The sequence below is a fragment of the Bacillus sp. PS196 genome (genome assembly GCF_037963555.1).
GTDB classification, from domain to species: Bacteria; Bacillota; Bacilli; order Bacillales; family Bacillaceae; genus Bacillus; species Bacillus subtilis.
Map to the genome: position 1 here is coordinate 2329643 of NZ_CP150159.1, position 15709 is coordinate 2345351.

The 15709-nt window shown below is 42.7% G+C and carries 16 protein-coding genes and 1 riboswitch; of the genes, 2 read left to right on the forward strand and 14 right to left on the reverse strand.

Annotation, left to right across the window (positions count from 1 at the left end; genetic code table 11):
• Positions 1-225: 225 nt before the first annotated feature.
• On the forward strand, positions 226-474 hold the full coding sequence (locus tag NST79_RS11985) for a ferredoxin (RefSeq protein ID WP_003225461.1): 249 nt from the start codon (positions 226-228) through the stop codon (positions 472-474).
• Between the two features lie 39 nt (positions 475-513).
• Here NST79_RS11985 and fmnP read toward each other — a convergent pair whose 3' ends face one another.
• Positions 514-1086 carry a riboflavin transporter FmnP gene (gene fmnP, locus NST79_RS11990; protein WP_004399159.1) on the reverse strand — a complete coding sequence of 191 codons (573 nt, stop codon included), beginning with the start codon at positions 1084-1086 and terminating at the stop codon, positions 514-516.
• A gap of 153 nt (positions 1087-1239) precedes the next feature.
• A riboswitch (FMN riboswitch) is annotated at positions 1240-1374 on the reverse strand.
• A 208-nt stretch (positions 1375-1582) separates the two neighbouring features.
• Here fmnP and serA point away from each other — a divergent pair.
• Positions 1583-3160: a phosphoglycerate dehydrogenase gene (gene serA, locus NST79_RS11995; RefSeq protein WP_004398713.1), complete on the forward strand. Its 1578-nt coding sequence runs from the start codon at positions 1583-1585 to the stop codon at positions 3158-3160.
• A gap of 44 nt (positions 3161-3204) precedes the next feature.
• On the opposite strand, the gene aroD is transcribed toward serA, so the two are convergent.
• The 13 genes from aroD to NST79_RS12060 all read right to left on the reverse strand — a co-directional run bounded on the left by aroD (position 3205) and on the right by NST79_RS12060 (position 15692).
• Entirely contained in the window at positions 3205-3972 is a 768-nt protein-coding gene (gene aroD / locus NST79_RS12000; protein WP_046381154.1) for a type I 3-dehydroquinate dehydratase, read from the reverse strand.
• A gap of 111 nt (positions 3973-4083) precedes the next feature.
• Complete coding sequence (locus NST79_RS12005; RefSeq protein WP_212060734.1) at positions 4084-5190, reverse strand: GerMN domain-containing protein; 1107 nt, start codon at positions 5188-5190, stop codon at positions 4084-4086.
• Entirely contained in the window at positions 5126-5710 is a 585-nt protein-coding gene (gene sigX, locus NST79_RS12010; protein ID WP_003230521.1) for an RNA polymerase sigma factor SigX, read from the reverse strand. Before sigX ends, NST79_RS12005 begins: the two co-directional genes overlap by 65 nt.
• Before the next feature lie 203 nt (positions 5711-5913).
• Complete coding sequence (gene resE, locus NST79_RS12015; protein ID WP_212060736.1) at positions 5914-7683, reverse strand: ATP-binding protein; 1770 nt, start codon at positions 7681-7683, stop codon at positions 5914-5916.
• Positions 7680-8402, reverse strand: a complete 723-nt coding sequence (gene resD / locus NST79_RS12020; protein ID WP_003246107.1) for a DNA-binding response regulator ResD — start codon at positions 8400-8402, stop codon at positions 7680-7682. Before resD ends, resE begins: the two co-directional genes overlap by 4 nt.
• Positions 8403-8482: 80 nt before the next feature.
• The gene (resC, locus tag NST79_RS12025; RefSeq protein WP_004398799.1) at positions 8483-9658 is read right to left on the reverse strand and encodes a cytochrome c biogenesis protein ResC; all 1176 of its coding nucleotides are present in this window, start codon (positions 9656-9658) and stop codon (positions 8483-8485) included.
• A 19-nt stretch (positions 9659-9677) separates the two neighbouring features.
• Positions 9678-11306, reverse strand: a complete 1629-nt coding sequence (gene resB / locus NST79_RS12030) for a cytochrome c biogenesis protein ResB (protein ID WP_038429221.1) — start codon at positions 11304-11306, stop codon at positions 9678-9680.
• Positions 11303-11842, reverse strand: coding sequence for a thiol-disulfide oxidoreductase ResA (gene resA / locus NST79_RS12035; protein ID WP_212060745.1), 540 nt, complete (start codon positions 11840-11842; stop codon positions 11303-11305). Before resA ends, resB begins: the two co-directional genes overlap by 4 nt.
• A 94-nt stretch (positions 11843-11936) precedes the next feature.
• On the reverse strand, positions 11937-12671 hold the full coding sequence (rluB, locus tag NST79_RS12040; RefSeq protein ID WP_004398815.1) for a 23S rRNA pseudouridine(2605) synthase RluB: 735 nt from the start codon (positions 12669-12671) through the stop codon (positions 11937-11939).
• Between the two features lie 91 nt (positions 12672-12762).
• A complete protein-coding gene (gene spmB, locus NST79_RS12045; RefSeq protein WP_003230509.1) occupies positions 12763-13299 on the reverse strand; it encodes a spore maturation protein SpmB in 537 nt (178 codons plus the stop codon).
• Positions 13300-13303: 4 nt separating this feature from the next.
• Positions 13304-13894 (reverse strand): spore maturation protein SpmA, encoded by a 591-nt coding sequence (gene spmA, locus NST79_RS12050; protein WP_004398980.1) that lies wholly within the window; start codon positions 13892-13894, stop codon positions 13304-13306.
• Positions 13882-15030 (reverse strand): D-alanyl-D-alanine carboxypeptidase family protein, encoded by a 1149-nt coding sequence (dacB, locus tag NST79_RS12055; RefSeq protein WP_212060754.1) that lies wholly within the window; start codon positions 15028-15030, stop codon positions 13882-13884. The genes spmA and dacB overlap by 13 nt, the downstream gene beginning before the upstream one ends.
• A gap of 122 nt (positions 15031-15152) precedes the next feature.
• Complete coding sequence (locus NST79_RS12060; protein ID WP_014477219.1) at positions 15153-15692, reverse strand: YpuI family protein; 540 nt, start codon at positions 15690-15692, stop codon at positions 15153-15155.
• Positions 15693-15709 lie beyond the last annotated feature (17 nt).

Genomic DNA, 15709 nt, shown 5'->3' on the forward strand with positions numbered 1-15709 from the left:
GCTCTTTTTATTTTAACAGATTTCAAACAGAAATCGACGTTTAAAGTCATCATTAAGGGGGATGTTATGTAGATAACCCCTTATGTGATAAGCATTCTCAATCATTTTTCTGTTGAAATGTGGCAGCAACATCATTACAATAAGTAAGAGGAATAGGTGTTAAATTGATTAAATATAAAGATTGATCCATTTGTTCCACCAAGAACAATCTGGGAGGTTTTATTCATGGCAAAGTACACAATCGTAGACAAAGATACATGTATTGCATGCGGCGCTTGCGGAGCTGCTGCACCAGACATTTACGATTACGATGATGAAGGCATCGCGTTCGTAACGCTTGATGAAAACAAAGGTGTTGTCGAAGTCCCTGAGGTACTGGAAGAAGATATGATTGACGCATTTGAAGGATGCCCTACTGATTCCATCAAAGTGGCGGATGAGCCATTTGAAGGCGACCCACTTAAATTTGAATAGAAGTAACTAAAAAAAGCTCCCGAACGGGAGCTTTTTTATTTAATGGATATGTGCACTTCGCTGCTGCTCAATCCATGGCTTAAGCTTGATAAAAATTAGTGAGAATACAACCGTAATTACAATACCTTTTATCATGTTAAACGGCAGGATACCTGCGACGACTGCTGTTTTTAGCGCGCTGTCGGATAATGCCGGTGAATGTAAAAACCACGTGTATGCCGGAAGAATCAGAACATAATTTAAAATACTCATTAAAATGGTCATCGCTGCAGTTCCCAAAAGCAGGCTGACAGCCAAGCCCTTTGCTGAGTTGAGTTTTTTAAATAAGAAAGCAGTCGGTAATATAAAGAGTGTTCCTGCAATAAAATTCGCAACTTGCCCTACAGGAACTCCGGCCATGCTTCCCTGAATGATATACTGAAGAACATTTTTTATCGCTTCTACGGCAATACCCGCCAAAGGTCCGTAAATCAGAATGGCAATAATTGCGGGAACGTCGCTAAAATCGATTTTTAAATAATCCGGAAGACCCGGAAACGGGAAATTTAACAGCATCAAAACAAATGCAATGCTGCTCAGCATGCTGACCACAACTAATTTTTTTACTTTCACTTCATTCTCTCCTTTTCGATCACATCTTACTCGAAAACGGAAAGGTTCTTTTCCAGCCAATAAAAAAACCGCTTCATATATAAAAGCGGGGTTTCAAAAATTAGGCTAGGCAAAGAAACGTTTGAAAAATTCAATTTCAAAACGCTTATGAACCTCCATCTTCTCCCATCCAGACTGTACTGTCGGCTCCGGAATCTCACCGAATCCTGCTGTAAAGACAGCTCGCGGGCTTAGAGCCATTGGCTCATCACCGCCGGTAGGGAATTTCACCCTGCCCCGAAGATTGATCATATGAAATTTAATTACATTATAAACGATAACTGGTTGGCTGTATAGAGAATTGCTTCAAATTAAATATATTACCTGCAAGCTGTCAGATCATTGATTTATTAGGCTTTACTTTTATCCTTTACTGCGTCAATACACGTTGACACTCTTTTGAGAATATGTTAAATTATCAGATATTTAGTTTGTCAATTTAGGAGGAAATCTAACGATGTTTCGAGTATTGGTCTCAGACAAAATGAGCAACGACGGTTTACAGCCACTTATTGAATCAGACTTTATTGAAATCGTTCAAAAAAACGTAGCAGATGCAGAAGATGAATTACATACTTTTGATGCTCTTTTGGTGCGAAGCGCGACAAAAGTAACAGAAGACCTTTTCAACAAAATGACTTCTTTAAAAATTGTCGGAAGAGCCGGTGTCGGTGTCGATAATATCGATATTGATGAGGCTACGAAACACGGGGTAATCGTGATCAATGCTCCGAACGGCAACACCATTTCGACAGCTGAGCATACATTTGCAATGATCTCTTCTTTAATGAGACACATTCCGCAGGCTAATATCTCAGTGAAATCCAGAGAGTGGAACCGCACAGCTTATGTCGGTTCAGAGCTTTATGGAAAAACGCTTGGTATTGTAGGATTAGGCCGAATCGGAAGTGAAATTGCACAGCGTGCGAGAGCGTTCGGTATGACTGTGCACGTTTTTGATCCTTTCTTAACGGAAGAAAGAGCGAAAAAAATCGGCGTAAACAGCCGTACATTTGAAGAAGTGCTTGAAAGTGCGGATATCATTACCGTTCACACGCCTTTAACAAAAGAAACAAAAGGCTTATTGAATAAAGAAACGATTGCAAAAACGAAAAAAGGCGTTCGCTTAATTAACTGTGCGCGAGGCGGAATTATCGATGAAGCAGCACTTCTCGAAGCTTTGGAAAACGGGCATGTTGCGGGAGCGGCTCTTGACGTTTTCGAAGTCGAACCGCCAGTTGACAACAAACTTGTTGATCATCCATTAGTCATTGCCACTCCTCACTTGGGAGCATCAACGAAAGAAGCACAGCTCAATGTCGCCGCCCAAGTGTCAGAAGAAGTTCTGCAGTTCGCAAAAGGCCTGCCTGTCATGTCAGCTATCAACCTGCCTGCCATGACAAAAGATGAATTTGCTAAAATTAAGCCTTACCATCAAATTGCAGGAAAAATTGGCAGCCTTGTATCACAGTGCATGAAAGAACCAGTACAGGATGTTGCCATTCAATATGAAGGCACAATTGCTAAACTTGAAACATCGTTCATTACAAAAGCCCTTCTGTCAGGCTTTTTAAAACCGCGCGTTGACTCTACTGTTAATGAGGTCAATGCCGGGGGTGTCGCAAAAGAACGCGGCATCAGCTTCAGTGAAAAAATTTCCTCTTCTGAATCTGGATACGATAACTGCATCAGCGTAAAAGTGACAGGAGACCGCAGCACCTTTACTGTAACGGCTACGTATATTCCTCATTTCGGAGAACGAATTGTCGAGATCAATGGATTTAATATTGATTTTTATCCGACAGGTCACTTGGTGTATATCCAGCATCAAGATACAACAGGTGTCATTGGCCGAGTAGGACGTATTCTCGGAGATAACGATATTAACATTGCAACTATGCAGGTTGGCCGTAAGGAAAAAGGCGGAGAAGCCATCATGATGCTTTCCTTTGACAGACATCTGGAAGATAAAATTGTGAAAGAACTAACAAATGTCCCTGATATTGTGTCTGTGAAACTCATTGATCTGCCATAATCAAAAAAACTCAAGCTATCTATATAGCTTGAGTTTTTTTATTTCTATCCCCGTGTGTTTTTATGCAAAATATCTAAGACACTCCTTAGCTCAGAAACAGGTATTTGACCTGGTGCGGACGCCTCTTCTCCAGCTCCAAAAGTACAAGCCGATCCAAAAACCTCACCGCTCAGCCTACTGATGAGCCCTGTTGCAGCCATTGACATTGTAATAATGGGGCGGTCTGCATATTTTGTTTTCATTGTATACGTCGCATCAAGCAGTGTTAGGAGATCTCCAGTATCATTCGGCATAACAGCCATTTTTGGAATATGCGCGCCTAAGTCCTGCATTTTTCGAAGTCTGGAAAGAATTTCATCTTTTACAGGTGTTTTTTCAAAGTCGTGATTTGACATCACCACATAGACGTTGTTTTTTTCCGCCAGCGATACTAACGCCTTTACATTTGCATCTCCTGAAAATAATTCGATGTCTATCAGATCGATGTCTTTTGTTTGGATTGCCGATTCCAGCAAAGCAAGATAGGAGCTTTCGTCCATCTCCATGCTCCCGCCCTCTTTGTGGGTTCTGAATGTAAATAGAAATAGCTTGTCTTCTAAAGATTTACGAAGCTTAGAAATGAGCTTTGTGACCGCTTCTCTGTCATTAGCTTTTTCAAATACGTCGACTCTCCATTCAACAATGTCCGGATTCAGTAATTTTACAGCCTCTGCTTCATTCAGAATTTGTTTTTCCGTCTTTCCCATCAGCGGAACGATGATTTTCGGCATCCCTTCCCCAATGGAAACTCCTTTAATCGTTAACACGTTCACTCATCTCAAATCCTTTCAATCGTTACCTTGTTTTATTATACACGTACAACTTTTTTTTGAAAATTTCTATTATATGAATAGCAACTAAAAAAGAGCCTTAAAGGGCTCTTTTTAGTTTAAGGAAATCGGATTTGGAGCAGCTGGCACCGGAATTGCATCTGATACGTCATATTTGCCGATTTTTTTCGTTCTGGTTTCCGCAAAGGTCACTTCTGTGAAGCCAAACTCTTTTGCGGTTAAAAGAAGTCCCTCAATCATTAAAATACCGGCAATAGAATCCTCAACTTCTGAGTCCTTTGAAAAGCGGATATATAAGTGTTTCTGTTTCTTCGTTACAGATTGGACAGTACCCGCTTGAATAAGAGGTGTCGTATCTTCTTGGCTGCTCGATTCCATTTCCTTAATCGCTTCTTTTACTGTATCAAAAGAATGATTTGACGGAACGAGAAAGTCTTGTCCTTGTTTATTTTGGTACAAGTAGTAGGATCGTTTTGACTGTTTGGGAATCGAAATTTCCGTAAAAGTGCCATATGAGCCAATCCGAACCCCACTCTCATTTTGATCCGATAGAAATTTGACTTTTTCATAAGGACTCCATTTTAAGGATTCTTTAAGCAATTTTTTTAACAGTGTATCATCTTTTACAGAAAATGCCGTAGCTGGCTGATGGACTCGTATACTTAATTCCTTCTGCTTTGGTTTTTCTTTTATTTCTACTTCATCTATGAAGGATGGAATTGTAATGGCATGATCAAGGATGCCCAATTCACTACTTTCAAACAGCATATCCTGGATCGTTTGGTCTGCATTTGTTTTTTGGATGCTGACGGGTATGATTGCGGATGTATCGGCATCAGCAACTGCTACAGTGATGTAATTGTCTTGTTCCTTTTCAGGAACGACAAACGATGTATGATCCAAGGACGATGCAGCTTTTGGGCTGTCTTCTGTCTCAGTTTTCGTTACTGCGTTCTCTTGGGACGCTTCTTTTTGTTGAGGCTGTGCCTGATCAAAGAAATGAGGAGAAATAATGAAGGCGATATAAACCGCAATTGCAGCGGCACACGCGGGGCCAATCCACCTGACAGCGGGCTTATTTTTACGCTTTGCCATCGTCAGCCGCTTGTAAATATCCTGAGGCGAACGATGGTCTTTAACTGCCGGAAGTTGACTTAACAACTCCTTTATCTGTTCTTCGTTCCATTCTGACTTCATCATCCATTAGCTCCTCCCTCAAAAGCTCCATATGTTTCCGAAGTACTTTGAGCCCTCTGTGTTGGGTCGTTTTTACTTTGCTTTCCGAGAAGCGCAGAGCCTTGGCTGTTTCCTGTATTGAATATCCCTGAATAAACCGCAAGATAATCACAGCTCTTTGATCGATTGTACATTGATCAAGCGCAGCATAAATTTCCCGGACATTTTCATGTTGAACCGCAAGTTCGTCCGGCAGCAATTGCTGATCCCTGACATCCTGTGTATCCCAGTCAAATGTACCGAGTATACGCTGTCTGATTGTTTGCTGTTTACGGAACCAGTCTATCGCAACATGGCGTGCGATAGACAAAAGCCATGTTTTTTCACTGCTTCTTCCTTCAAACGTATGATAAGAATTTAATACCCGGATATAAACCTCTTGAAGAAGGTCTTCTGTCTGGTTTTTATCCTTTACCATATAAAATAAAAATTGGTACAAATCTTGATGATATGTATCATATAATAATTGAAAGGTTTCTTCCATTTGAAACCCCTCCGTTCACTTTTTTGTCGTATGAATAGCTTGAAAAGTTACATTACAACTATATTACGAGTAACTGGAATTTGGAAGGGAATTTATATTAACATATCCTTAAATTTTATTAATGTTGGCTATTAAAAAAACACCCGCTCAGTCAGCGGGTGTTTCTTATGGAACAAGATTCTTCGGCAAATTCAGACTCGATTTTACCGTTTTGTCGGAATATAAAAAGAAAATGTTGTTCCTTTATCTATTCGGCTGTGCACAGTAATTGATCCGTTGTGGGCTTCCACGATATTTTTAACGATAGCCAGCCCTAACCCGGTTCCTGCTCTGCCCCTTGTCCGCGCTTTATCTGCCTTATAAAACCGCTCAAAGATAAATGGCAGATCTTCTTCCGGTATGCCAGACCCGGAGTCTTTGATATCAATTTTCAATCCATCCTTCACAGAATGGACTGAAATGGAGACACTGCCGCCGGCTGAAGTATGCCGCAGCGCGTTATCAATCAAATTGGTAAATACCTGCTCCATCTTGTCTTCATCAAACATAAATTCCTCTTCTGTGAGAGAAATGTCATGATGTAAAGCAATATTTTTTTCTTTAGCAACACCGGAAAACTTCCGAATGATCTTTTCTAAAAACTCATTCACATTGATTTTTTCATAATGTAAGCCTGTATGGCCTGATTCCATTCGGGCTAAATCAAGCAAATCATTAACTAAACGGCCCATTCGGAGCGATTCGTCATAAATGATTTGGGCAATTTCTTTCCGGTCTTCTTCAGAGCTTGCAATGTCATCAACAATTGCTTCACTGTATCCCTGAAGCATGGAGATCGGTGTTCTCAGCTCATGACTGACATTTGCGATAAAGTCCTCCCGCAGCTTATCAAGGCGGCGTTCTTCTGTCATGTCACGCAGTACGGCAACCGCTCCTCTGACGTGCGATTCCGCATAAAGCGGCGACATCAAAAGCACCCATGATCTGCCTTGAAGCGTCATCTCAATCATTTGTTCTTTTTCAGTGCTGACAGCGTTTTGAAACAGCTCTTTTGCTTCAGGCGGAAGGTTGTCGCCTTCTTTGATATTCATGTTCTGTTCATAATACCAAGCCTGAAGAAAACGTTCAGCCGGCGGGTTGGTCACAAGAATCGTACCGTCAATATTAATGGTAATAACCCCGTCAGCCATACTGCTCAAAATGTTAGAAAGCTGCTCTTTTTCTTGATTGAGCGCATTGATATGAAAGTTAAGCTGCCGGCCCATTTGATTAAAAGCGGTCGCCAGTTCACCGATTTCATCCTGAGTTAAAATCGGGATTTTTGTATCGAACTTGCCCTTCGCCAAATCCTGCGCGCCTTCTCTCATTTTTCGGAGAGGGTACGTGACCCTGCTTGATAAAAAGAATGCGAAAAATGTGGTCAGCACAATCGCAATTCCAGCGGCAAGAAAAATATAGCGGGTCGTATGTTTTGTTGTATCTTTAACGGCAAGCAAAGACTGGGATAAAAAGACCATGCCTTTCTTTCCGTCTTTTTCATACGGGACACCTACAATCAGGCGTTCATTATCCGTGTCTGTATCGCTCAATCCCGTCCGTTTGCTTACTTTTTTATGGTCTTTGAGAGCTTTATTTAAGTCTTTGTCATGCTGTATTTGCTCAACCGTAATAGACGACAGGCGATTTTTATCATTCGGAGAATACCAGTGGTTCTTCTCATCCTGGATGATGGCAATGCTTGTTAAGTTATCAGCGAGCTCCCAAGTGATTGACCTTGCCAGTGCCTGGTCCTCATGATTTTCTAGGATGACAGCAACTTTATTCGCAAGCTGTGTTAAATCATTCTCGGCTTCTTCCACATGGTAGTTTTCAATAAACTCCAGCAAAAGAACCGTTAAAATGAACAATACGATCAAGACGAGTGAAAGGATCGTAAACCACAGCTTGCCTACTACGCTTTTCCAAAATTTCATTCAGCGCCGACCTCAAATTTATAACCTACACCCCATACGGTGACAATTTTTTTCGCAGCCTCCGGAGAAACCTTGTTCAGCTTCTCTCTCAAGCGTTTGACGTGAGTGTCCACTGTCCGTAAATCACCAAAAAACTCATATTGCCACACTTCTTTCAGAAGCTTTTCCCGATCATACACCTTGTCAGGCGTTTTCGCTAAGAAATATAGAAGCTCATACTCTTTTGGCGTCAGGCTCACTTCTGTTCCATCAGCTGTTACGCGGTGAGCATCATGGTCTATTGACAGATGTGAAAACACGAGCACATTTTTCGTCGGTGTATTGGCATTGAAATAAGAGGTTTGGGATGCTCTTCTCAAAAGGGCCTTTACACGCAGCACGACTTCTCTCGGGCTGAACGGCTTAACAATATAATCATCTGTTCCCGCTTCAAACCCCTGCACCCGGTTTGCTTCTTCTCCTTTTGCGGTCAGCATAATAATGGGTGTCGCTTTTTTTTCACGAATTTGCCGGCACACTTCAATTCCATCAGTCCCCGGCATCATCAGATCAAGCAAAATTAAGTCATAATTGGCTTCAAGCCCTTTGGCAATGGCTTCATCACCATTTTCAGCTTCATCTATAGCATAATTTTCACGTTCAAGATACATTCTTAAAAGGCGGCGAATTCTGGCTTCGTCATCAACTACTAATATTTTTGTTTCGTTCGTTTGGTCCATGTTTTCCCCCTGCTTTCCTTCTGTTACTTTCATTTTATCAAATCGTGAGAAAGTTTGAGAACTGTGTCGCTTTCAAAGGACTATGCATAAGAATGAAGTCCGGCAAGCACAAGATTTACGAATATTAAATTAAACATAATAATAGCAAAACCGATTACGGCCAGCCATGCTGACTTCTCACCGTGCCAGCCTCTTGACAGTCTTAAGTGCAAGTAAGCGGCATAGAACAAAAACGTGATCAGCGCCCATACTTCCTTAGGGTCCCAGCCCCAAAATCTGGTCCAGGCGAGCTGAGCCCAAATCATTGCAAAGATCAGCGCGCCGAGTGTAAAGATCGGAAATCCGATTGATACGGCCCTGTACCCAACCTCATCCACCAGATCAAGATTGACGTTTTTCACCAGCGGATGTAATAGAGCGCTGATTCTTTTTCTGATGATCAGACGGAGAGCCCCATACAACACAAGACCTGCTCCAAATGACCAAATGACAGTGTTCACTTTTCTGCCTGAGAAAAGCGCGGGAAGATCAACAAGCGGTTCCATTCTTCCTTCGGTCAAAAGCTCTCCCTGATGCGGACCGACAAGCGCGGGCATTTCGTACACCATCACGCTTTTTTCTTTACTTTTGTCCACCCAGTTAAACTCCGCTTCATAGCCTGCAAGACGAAATGCCGATGTGATTGCAATAAAGGCGACGGTTGTGACCAGGATAAACATAATCGCTTCAAGCCAGAAGGTCTTTTTGCTTGGCTTTGTCTGGTCTACATGCTTCAAAAGAAAGATGACACCAGCGACAAAGCTGATGGCAAGTATAGCTTGCCCAAGCGCGGCCGTTGTTACGTGAATATACAGCCAGTTACTTTGGAGCGAAGGAATTAAAGGCGAGATATCTGTCGGAAACATGCTGGCGTAGGCAATCAGCAATAAAGCAATTGACAGCGTAAACAGGCCTAATGAAGGCAATCTATAGAGAAAATAAAGAATGATAAACGCCAAAACAAGCATCATGCCAAAAGCGGTGGTGAATTCAAACATATTGCTGACAGGCGCATGGCCGCTGGCAGCCCACCTTGTGATGAAATATCCTAGGTGGCAGAAAAAACCGACAATAGAAAGGGTGATTCCAATGTTGGCCCATCGGTTTGGCCTGCCCTTTTTATCTTTATTCCCGCGTATGGCCCCGCCGAAGATTGGGACAGCGATTAAATACACAAGAAAGGCCGCATAAAGAAAATTTCCGCTCAGCTCTGCCATGACATCACTCCCTTTTCGCCTATTTCTGTGTTTTGATTAATTCTTTTTGGTCCACCGGTTCAGTCAGTCCGGAATCAGCCAATATAAATGCTAAATCCTTCTTCAGGCCAAACCAGTTTTTATTGGTATGCCCTGCTACCATAACTGCACCGTCCTGTGAGTGCAGCCAAATTCTTCGATGCTGCCAGTACATACCTTGAATAACACCGATCATAAAAATGGCTCCGCCGACAGCAAGCACCCAGAGTGTCAGATCCTTTCTGACTGTAAGTCCAGTAATGTTTTTCGTTTCGACATGGTCAAATTTCAGCTTGTATTTATTATTGCCTGATCCTTCGATGGTTTCTTGGATGGCGACAAAGCTCTTTTCGCCTTTCGGTTTGTCCGGCGTTATAATATTAAAGACAAAAGCCGGATTGTTAGGGATCTTTGTTTTTGTGCTCGGCTCTCCGTCCTGATTAAAATAGAAGTCTGGCAGGTAGCTGGCGATTTCCACTTTGTAACCGTTGCCAAGATCATAGACCGAATCTGGATCCAGAAGGTTGATCTTCAGGCTCCCAAAGGATTTTTTTGTTTTTTTATCAATCAGCTGGAACACCATTTGGTCAAGCTGATTCTCTTTATAATCCACCTGGTAAACGGAAAAAGAATCAAAACGCAGCGGCTGATTGACACGGATGTCTTCTTCTGTTACTTTTTTCAGCTTCGGCTTCTCGCCATAAACAATTTTTCCTTCTCTCTTGTAGAGTACGGCATCGGTTTGAAAGTTCTTTGCCACTCTACCGTCCCCGACTCTGTCAATGGCATCTGCAAATACCTTTTTTTCCGTTTTGCTGTTATAGGTCTCTACGCTGAATTGATTGTTTTTCAAATAATATTTTCCGTCTGTACCCGGAATTGCGGCGGTTTCGCCTTCTCTGACCCAAAGCGTCTCATCGACGTACATGCCAGGCACAAATCTCAGCATCGCACCAATCAAAAAGATGATCAATCCAATATGGTTGACATACGGGCCCCAGCGGGAAAAGCGTCCTTTTTCAGCAAGAATGCTGCCCTCTTTTTCTCTGATTCTATAATGTTTTTTCTTTAATAGAGCAACTATCTTTTCTTTCGATTCCCCGTTCAGCACAGTAACTGTTTCACTGAACAAGCGCTGCCTTCTTAAAAAAGCTGGGCTCCTTCTGACGCCTTGGTTTTTTAACGCTCTGTACAACGGAATGACCCGATCAAGGCTGCAAATCACGAGTGAAATGCCGATCGAGGCAATGAGCAGCAAATACCACCAAGAACCATATAAATGATGAAACCCGAGCAAATAATAAAGCTGGCCAAACGTGCCGTACTGCTCCTTGTAATAAGTATCAGCCTGTGCGCCCGGAGGCAGATAGGCTTCCTGGGGAAAAATGGTGCCGAACGCTGATGCGGCAAGGGTTATGACGATAAGCCATATTCCCACCTTAACCGAGGAAAAGAAATTCCAAATTTTGTCGATGATCGTTTTGTTATAGGTTTGCGAACGTCTTGCGCTTCCGTCATATCTCATATCAGCGAGCGGAGGTTGAGTTTCCTGAAGAGCTCTTCCGCACGATTCGCATAAAACGGTTCCGACCGGGTTTATATGTCCGCATTCACATTTGACTTGCTTCATCCCGAAGTCTCTCCGGGTTTTATGAGATTAATATAATCGTGTATCATGCTTTCTGTCATAGTGCCGGTCACCACCTTGACAACTTTTCCTTCCGGATTGATCAAAAAGGTTGTCGGAAGCGGAGATACGTCATAGGCATCAAGCACTTGGCGATCTGTATCCAGAACAACCGGGAAATTGACTCCGTAGGATTTCATAAAATTATGTACTGCTATCTTTGACTCCCCAACATTTACAGCGACAATTTCAACACCTTGGCTTTTAAAATGCTTATATTGGTTTGCCATATAAGGAAACTCTTTTTTGCACGGTTCACACCATGTACCCCAGAAATTCAAAAAAACACCTTTCCCTTTTAAGTCACTGAGCTCGATACGTTTCCCATTCGTATCCTCTAGGACAAAATTCGGTGCGTCGGACCCTTCGGATATACTCTCTTTGCCGGCAAATACAGCGTTGTAAATGGTATAGCCGAGTGCGCAGATTAAAACGAGAAGGATGCCGGTCCGAATGAATAAACGCCTTTTTTTCTTCATTGTCCACTGCCCCCTTCCCCCTATTGCAGATCCATTCAATTATATCATTGCACGTTCATTTCACATTTCTTACTTTTTGAAGGTTATGTGAAATTTAGAAAGCGTTTTTACCGTGATCCGCCAGTGCTCTGAGCCTTTTTACTTCGTGAGGCGTAAGCTCTCTGGCATCGCCCGTGTGCAGGCCTCGCAGGTTTAAAAACGCGTATTCCTCACGCTTCAGCTTGATTACCTCATGTCCGATCGCTTCAAACATGCGGCGCACCTGTCTGTTGCGTCCCTCATGGATCGTCAGCTGAATAATGCTTGTCTGCTTTTTCTTATCCAAAGACAGCAGCTTCGCTTTAGCAGGCGCTGTTTTGCCTTCCTCCAGCCTAATTCCGCGCTCCAGCTTTCTGAGCAGCTCTTTAGGCGGGATTCCTTTCACCTTCGCCACGTATGTTTTGTCTATTTCATACTTAGGATGCATTAGCTTATTGGCGAATTCGCCGTCATTGGTTAAAAGCAAAAGACCGCTCGTATCATAGTCCAGACGCCCAATCGGATAAATGCGCTGCGGAATATTTTTAAAAAAGTCCGTCACCACTTTGCGTCCTTTATCATCTTGCGCTGCGGAAATAACGCCTCTTGGTTTATATAAGAGAAAGTAAACCGGCTCTTCGCGTTCAACCTTTAACCCGTTTACCTCAATCTGATCAGAACCGGTGACCTTAACACCTAGCTCTGTTACTACTTTGCCATTCACCTTTACTTTTCCTTCTTTAATCAGCTCTTCTGCCTTTCTGCGCGACGCAACTCCGGCATGAGCAATCACTTTTTGCAGTCTTTCCATGTCTTTCACCTCAAGTATTATCTTACTTTTTTCAACCTTAACAAACAAGCTTTTTCAAATTCCTATGCCAAATCTAAAAAAAACGCCGTTTTCAGGCGCTCCCAAATAATAACGTAACGATGATGATAGATGCAACTACGCCGATTAAATCTGCAAGAAGTCCCACCTTTAATGCATCACCCATTTTTTTAATGCCGACTGCTCCGAAATACACAGTCAGTACGTAAAGCGTTGTATCTGTAGATCCCTGCATGACGGAAGCCAGCCTGCCGATAAAGGAATCGGGCCCGTATACTGCAATTAAATCGGTCGTCATTCCAAGTGCGGCCGTACCGGAGATCGGGCGGATCAGAGCAAGCGGCACTACTTCAGCAGGGATGCCGATAGCGGAGAAAGCCGGTTTTAAAAGATCCATTATAAAATCAAGCGCGCCTGATGATCTGAAAACAGTTATAGCGACAAGCATTCCGACTAAATAGGGGATAATGGAAAAGGCAATTTCTATCCCCTCTTTCCCGCCTTCGACAAACGATTCATATGTCGGAACCTTTTTGATCGTTCCATAAAGAAGAATTCCGGCAATAATGATTGGAATCATGGCTAAAGACAGCCAGTTGATGATTTCCATCCGCTCACCTTCCCTTCTTTTTGCGGCGGTAATAAAAATACCGATCAATGATAATGGCACCGATTCCGGAAATAAGCGTTGCCAAAATGCTTGGCCCGACGATATCTGTCGGCGTTTTGGAGGAATAAGCCATTCGGACAGCGATCACCGTTGTCGGGATGAGTGTGATGCAGGACGTATTAACAGCTAAAAAAGTAATCATCGACCGGCTTGCTTCCGATCGGTTTCCGTTCAGCTTTTTCATTTGTTCCATTGCTTTAATGCCAAGCGGAGTTGCTGCATTTCCGAGGCCGAAGAAATTCGCCATAAGATTAGATAAAATATAGCCCATCGCCGGGTGATCCGGCGGTATATCAGGGAACAGTTTAGATATAAAAGGTCTGCACATCCGGCTGAAAATATCCAAAAGCCCTGACTGCTCGGCGATTTTCATTAAGCCAAGCCAGAAAACAAGCACGCTCATCAATCCAAATGAGATCGTAATCGCTTCTTTTGCACCCTTAAACACGGCTTCATTTACATCTTGCAGAGTTCCGTTGCACATCGCAAAAACGAGTCCGATCACGGTTAAACTGACCCAAATTATATTGACCATTTTGCTCCGCCTGCCGCATTCAGAAAGATTGATTTAAACGTTTCAAAAAATTGTTTCTTCGGTTTTTGATGCCGCTCATTTTCATAATAGATCGGCACTTTTGCGATGGTTGCATCGTTGAACATGATCTCCATGTGCCCTACGATGTCAGGGATTTTCGAGGCATCTTTTTCCCATGCTTTTTTCGGCTTGAGCAGTGTGGTATTAATTTTTACATTTTCTTTTTCCTCTTCGGTCAGCAAATAGGTGATATCACGTTTGATAAAAGCCTTCGATTCATAAAATGTGCCTTTCAGCTTTGGAATATCCCCTTTTTTTGCAATTAAATAGGTTTGATAATGCTCAAACACATAGTTAAACATCTTCATATGATCATCCCAATCATTAGGGTCATTAATGGTGACGGCTATCAGGTCAATGCCGTCCTTTGAAGCCGTAGAGACCAGTGTCCGTTTTGCAAGTTTTGTATAGCCTGTTTTTCCTCCTGTGCTGTACGGATATAGCATGGTCAGCAGTTTATTTTTGTTTTTCCATACGCTTTCCATCGTTTCCGCTTTGTATATTTTTGCGCCTGAAATCTTTTGATAGTCTTTCAGCTTCATAGCATATTTAGTTAAAATGGCCATGTCATAAGCTGTTGAATAATGATTTTCATGGTCGTCCAATCCGTGCGGGTTTTGAAAACGGGTGTTCTTCATACCAAGCTGCTCGGCTTTTTGATTCATCATATAAACAAACCCATCGAGGCTCCCACCGACATGCTCAGCAATCGCGACAGCGGCGTCGTTTCCTGATCTTAGCATCAGGCCATACACAAGATCTTTCAGCTTTACTTTTTGACCTTCTGTTAAATAAATGGCGGAGCCTTCTGTTCTGACAGCATTTGCCGAAACCGTCACCGTTTGATCCATTTTGCCGGATTCGATGGCGAGGACGGCGGTCATAATTTTTGTGATGCTCGCGATCCGCCTTTTTTGATGCTCATCCTTGGCATATAACACTCTGCCTGACGCACCGTCAATAATGATCGCGCTTTTTGCACTGACATCTATAGCAGCATGTGCTGTATTCACATTTACAGTTGCAATAAGAAAAGAAATCATGATCACGAATACTGCTTTTTTGAAAATGCGCATGTTTGCTCACGTCCTTGTGGTGGTTTGTACAAGTTTATGCGCATGTCCATCAGTTATGAATAACAATTATATTTCTGGAAGCAAACATAAAAAAACTCTCCCTGAAAAAGGGAGAGTAAACGTTATCTGATTGGCGCCATGCTTGATCCGGACGCTTCGTAATGAGCCAGCTCTTCCCTCATCTTCAGAAAGGCCGCGCTCAACGGCAATAATAATTGCTCAAGCGACGCAGGAACAGCATGATAAAACTCAATTGCGCTGACCCCGGTATAAGACGCCCGGCTATTTTCACACCACGTGTCTTTTTTCGGCATAAAGAACTCTTCAATGCATTGGTGATACACATTATAAAGTGTTTTTTCCGCTCTGGCTTCCTGAAAAGGCTCCTGCATCAGGAGACGGCGGCACGCTTCTGCGCCTCCTTCACAAAATACTGCCATTCTTCTCAGAGTGCTCAGCACATCACAGCAGTATCCTTTTTCAATAGGCAATTCAGCCTGTAAGGACTCAAGCGTCGTTTGATTTAGGTAATCGTTCACGGTATTGACAACCATTGATAAGAATTCGCCTGTTTTTTGAGTCTGCGCTCGCACAATCGAATGTCCCATTTCGTTTGGTATCTTCCCCTCATGTCTTTGTCTCTCACATTTTGCTTCTTTCATGATAGCTTCTTCCTTAT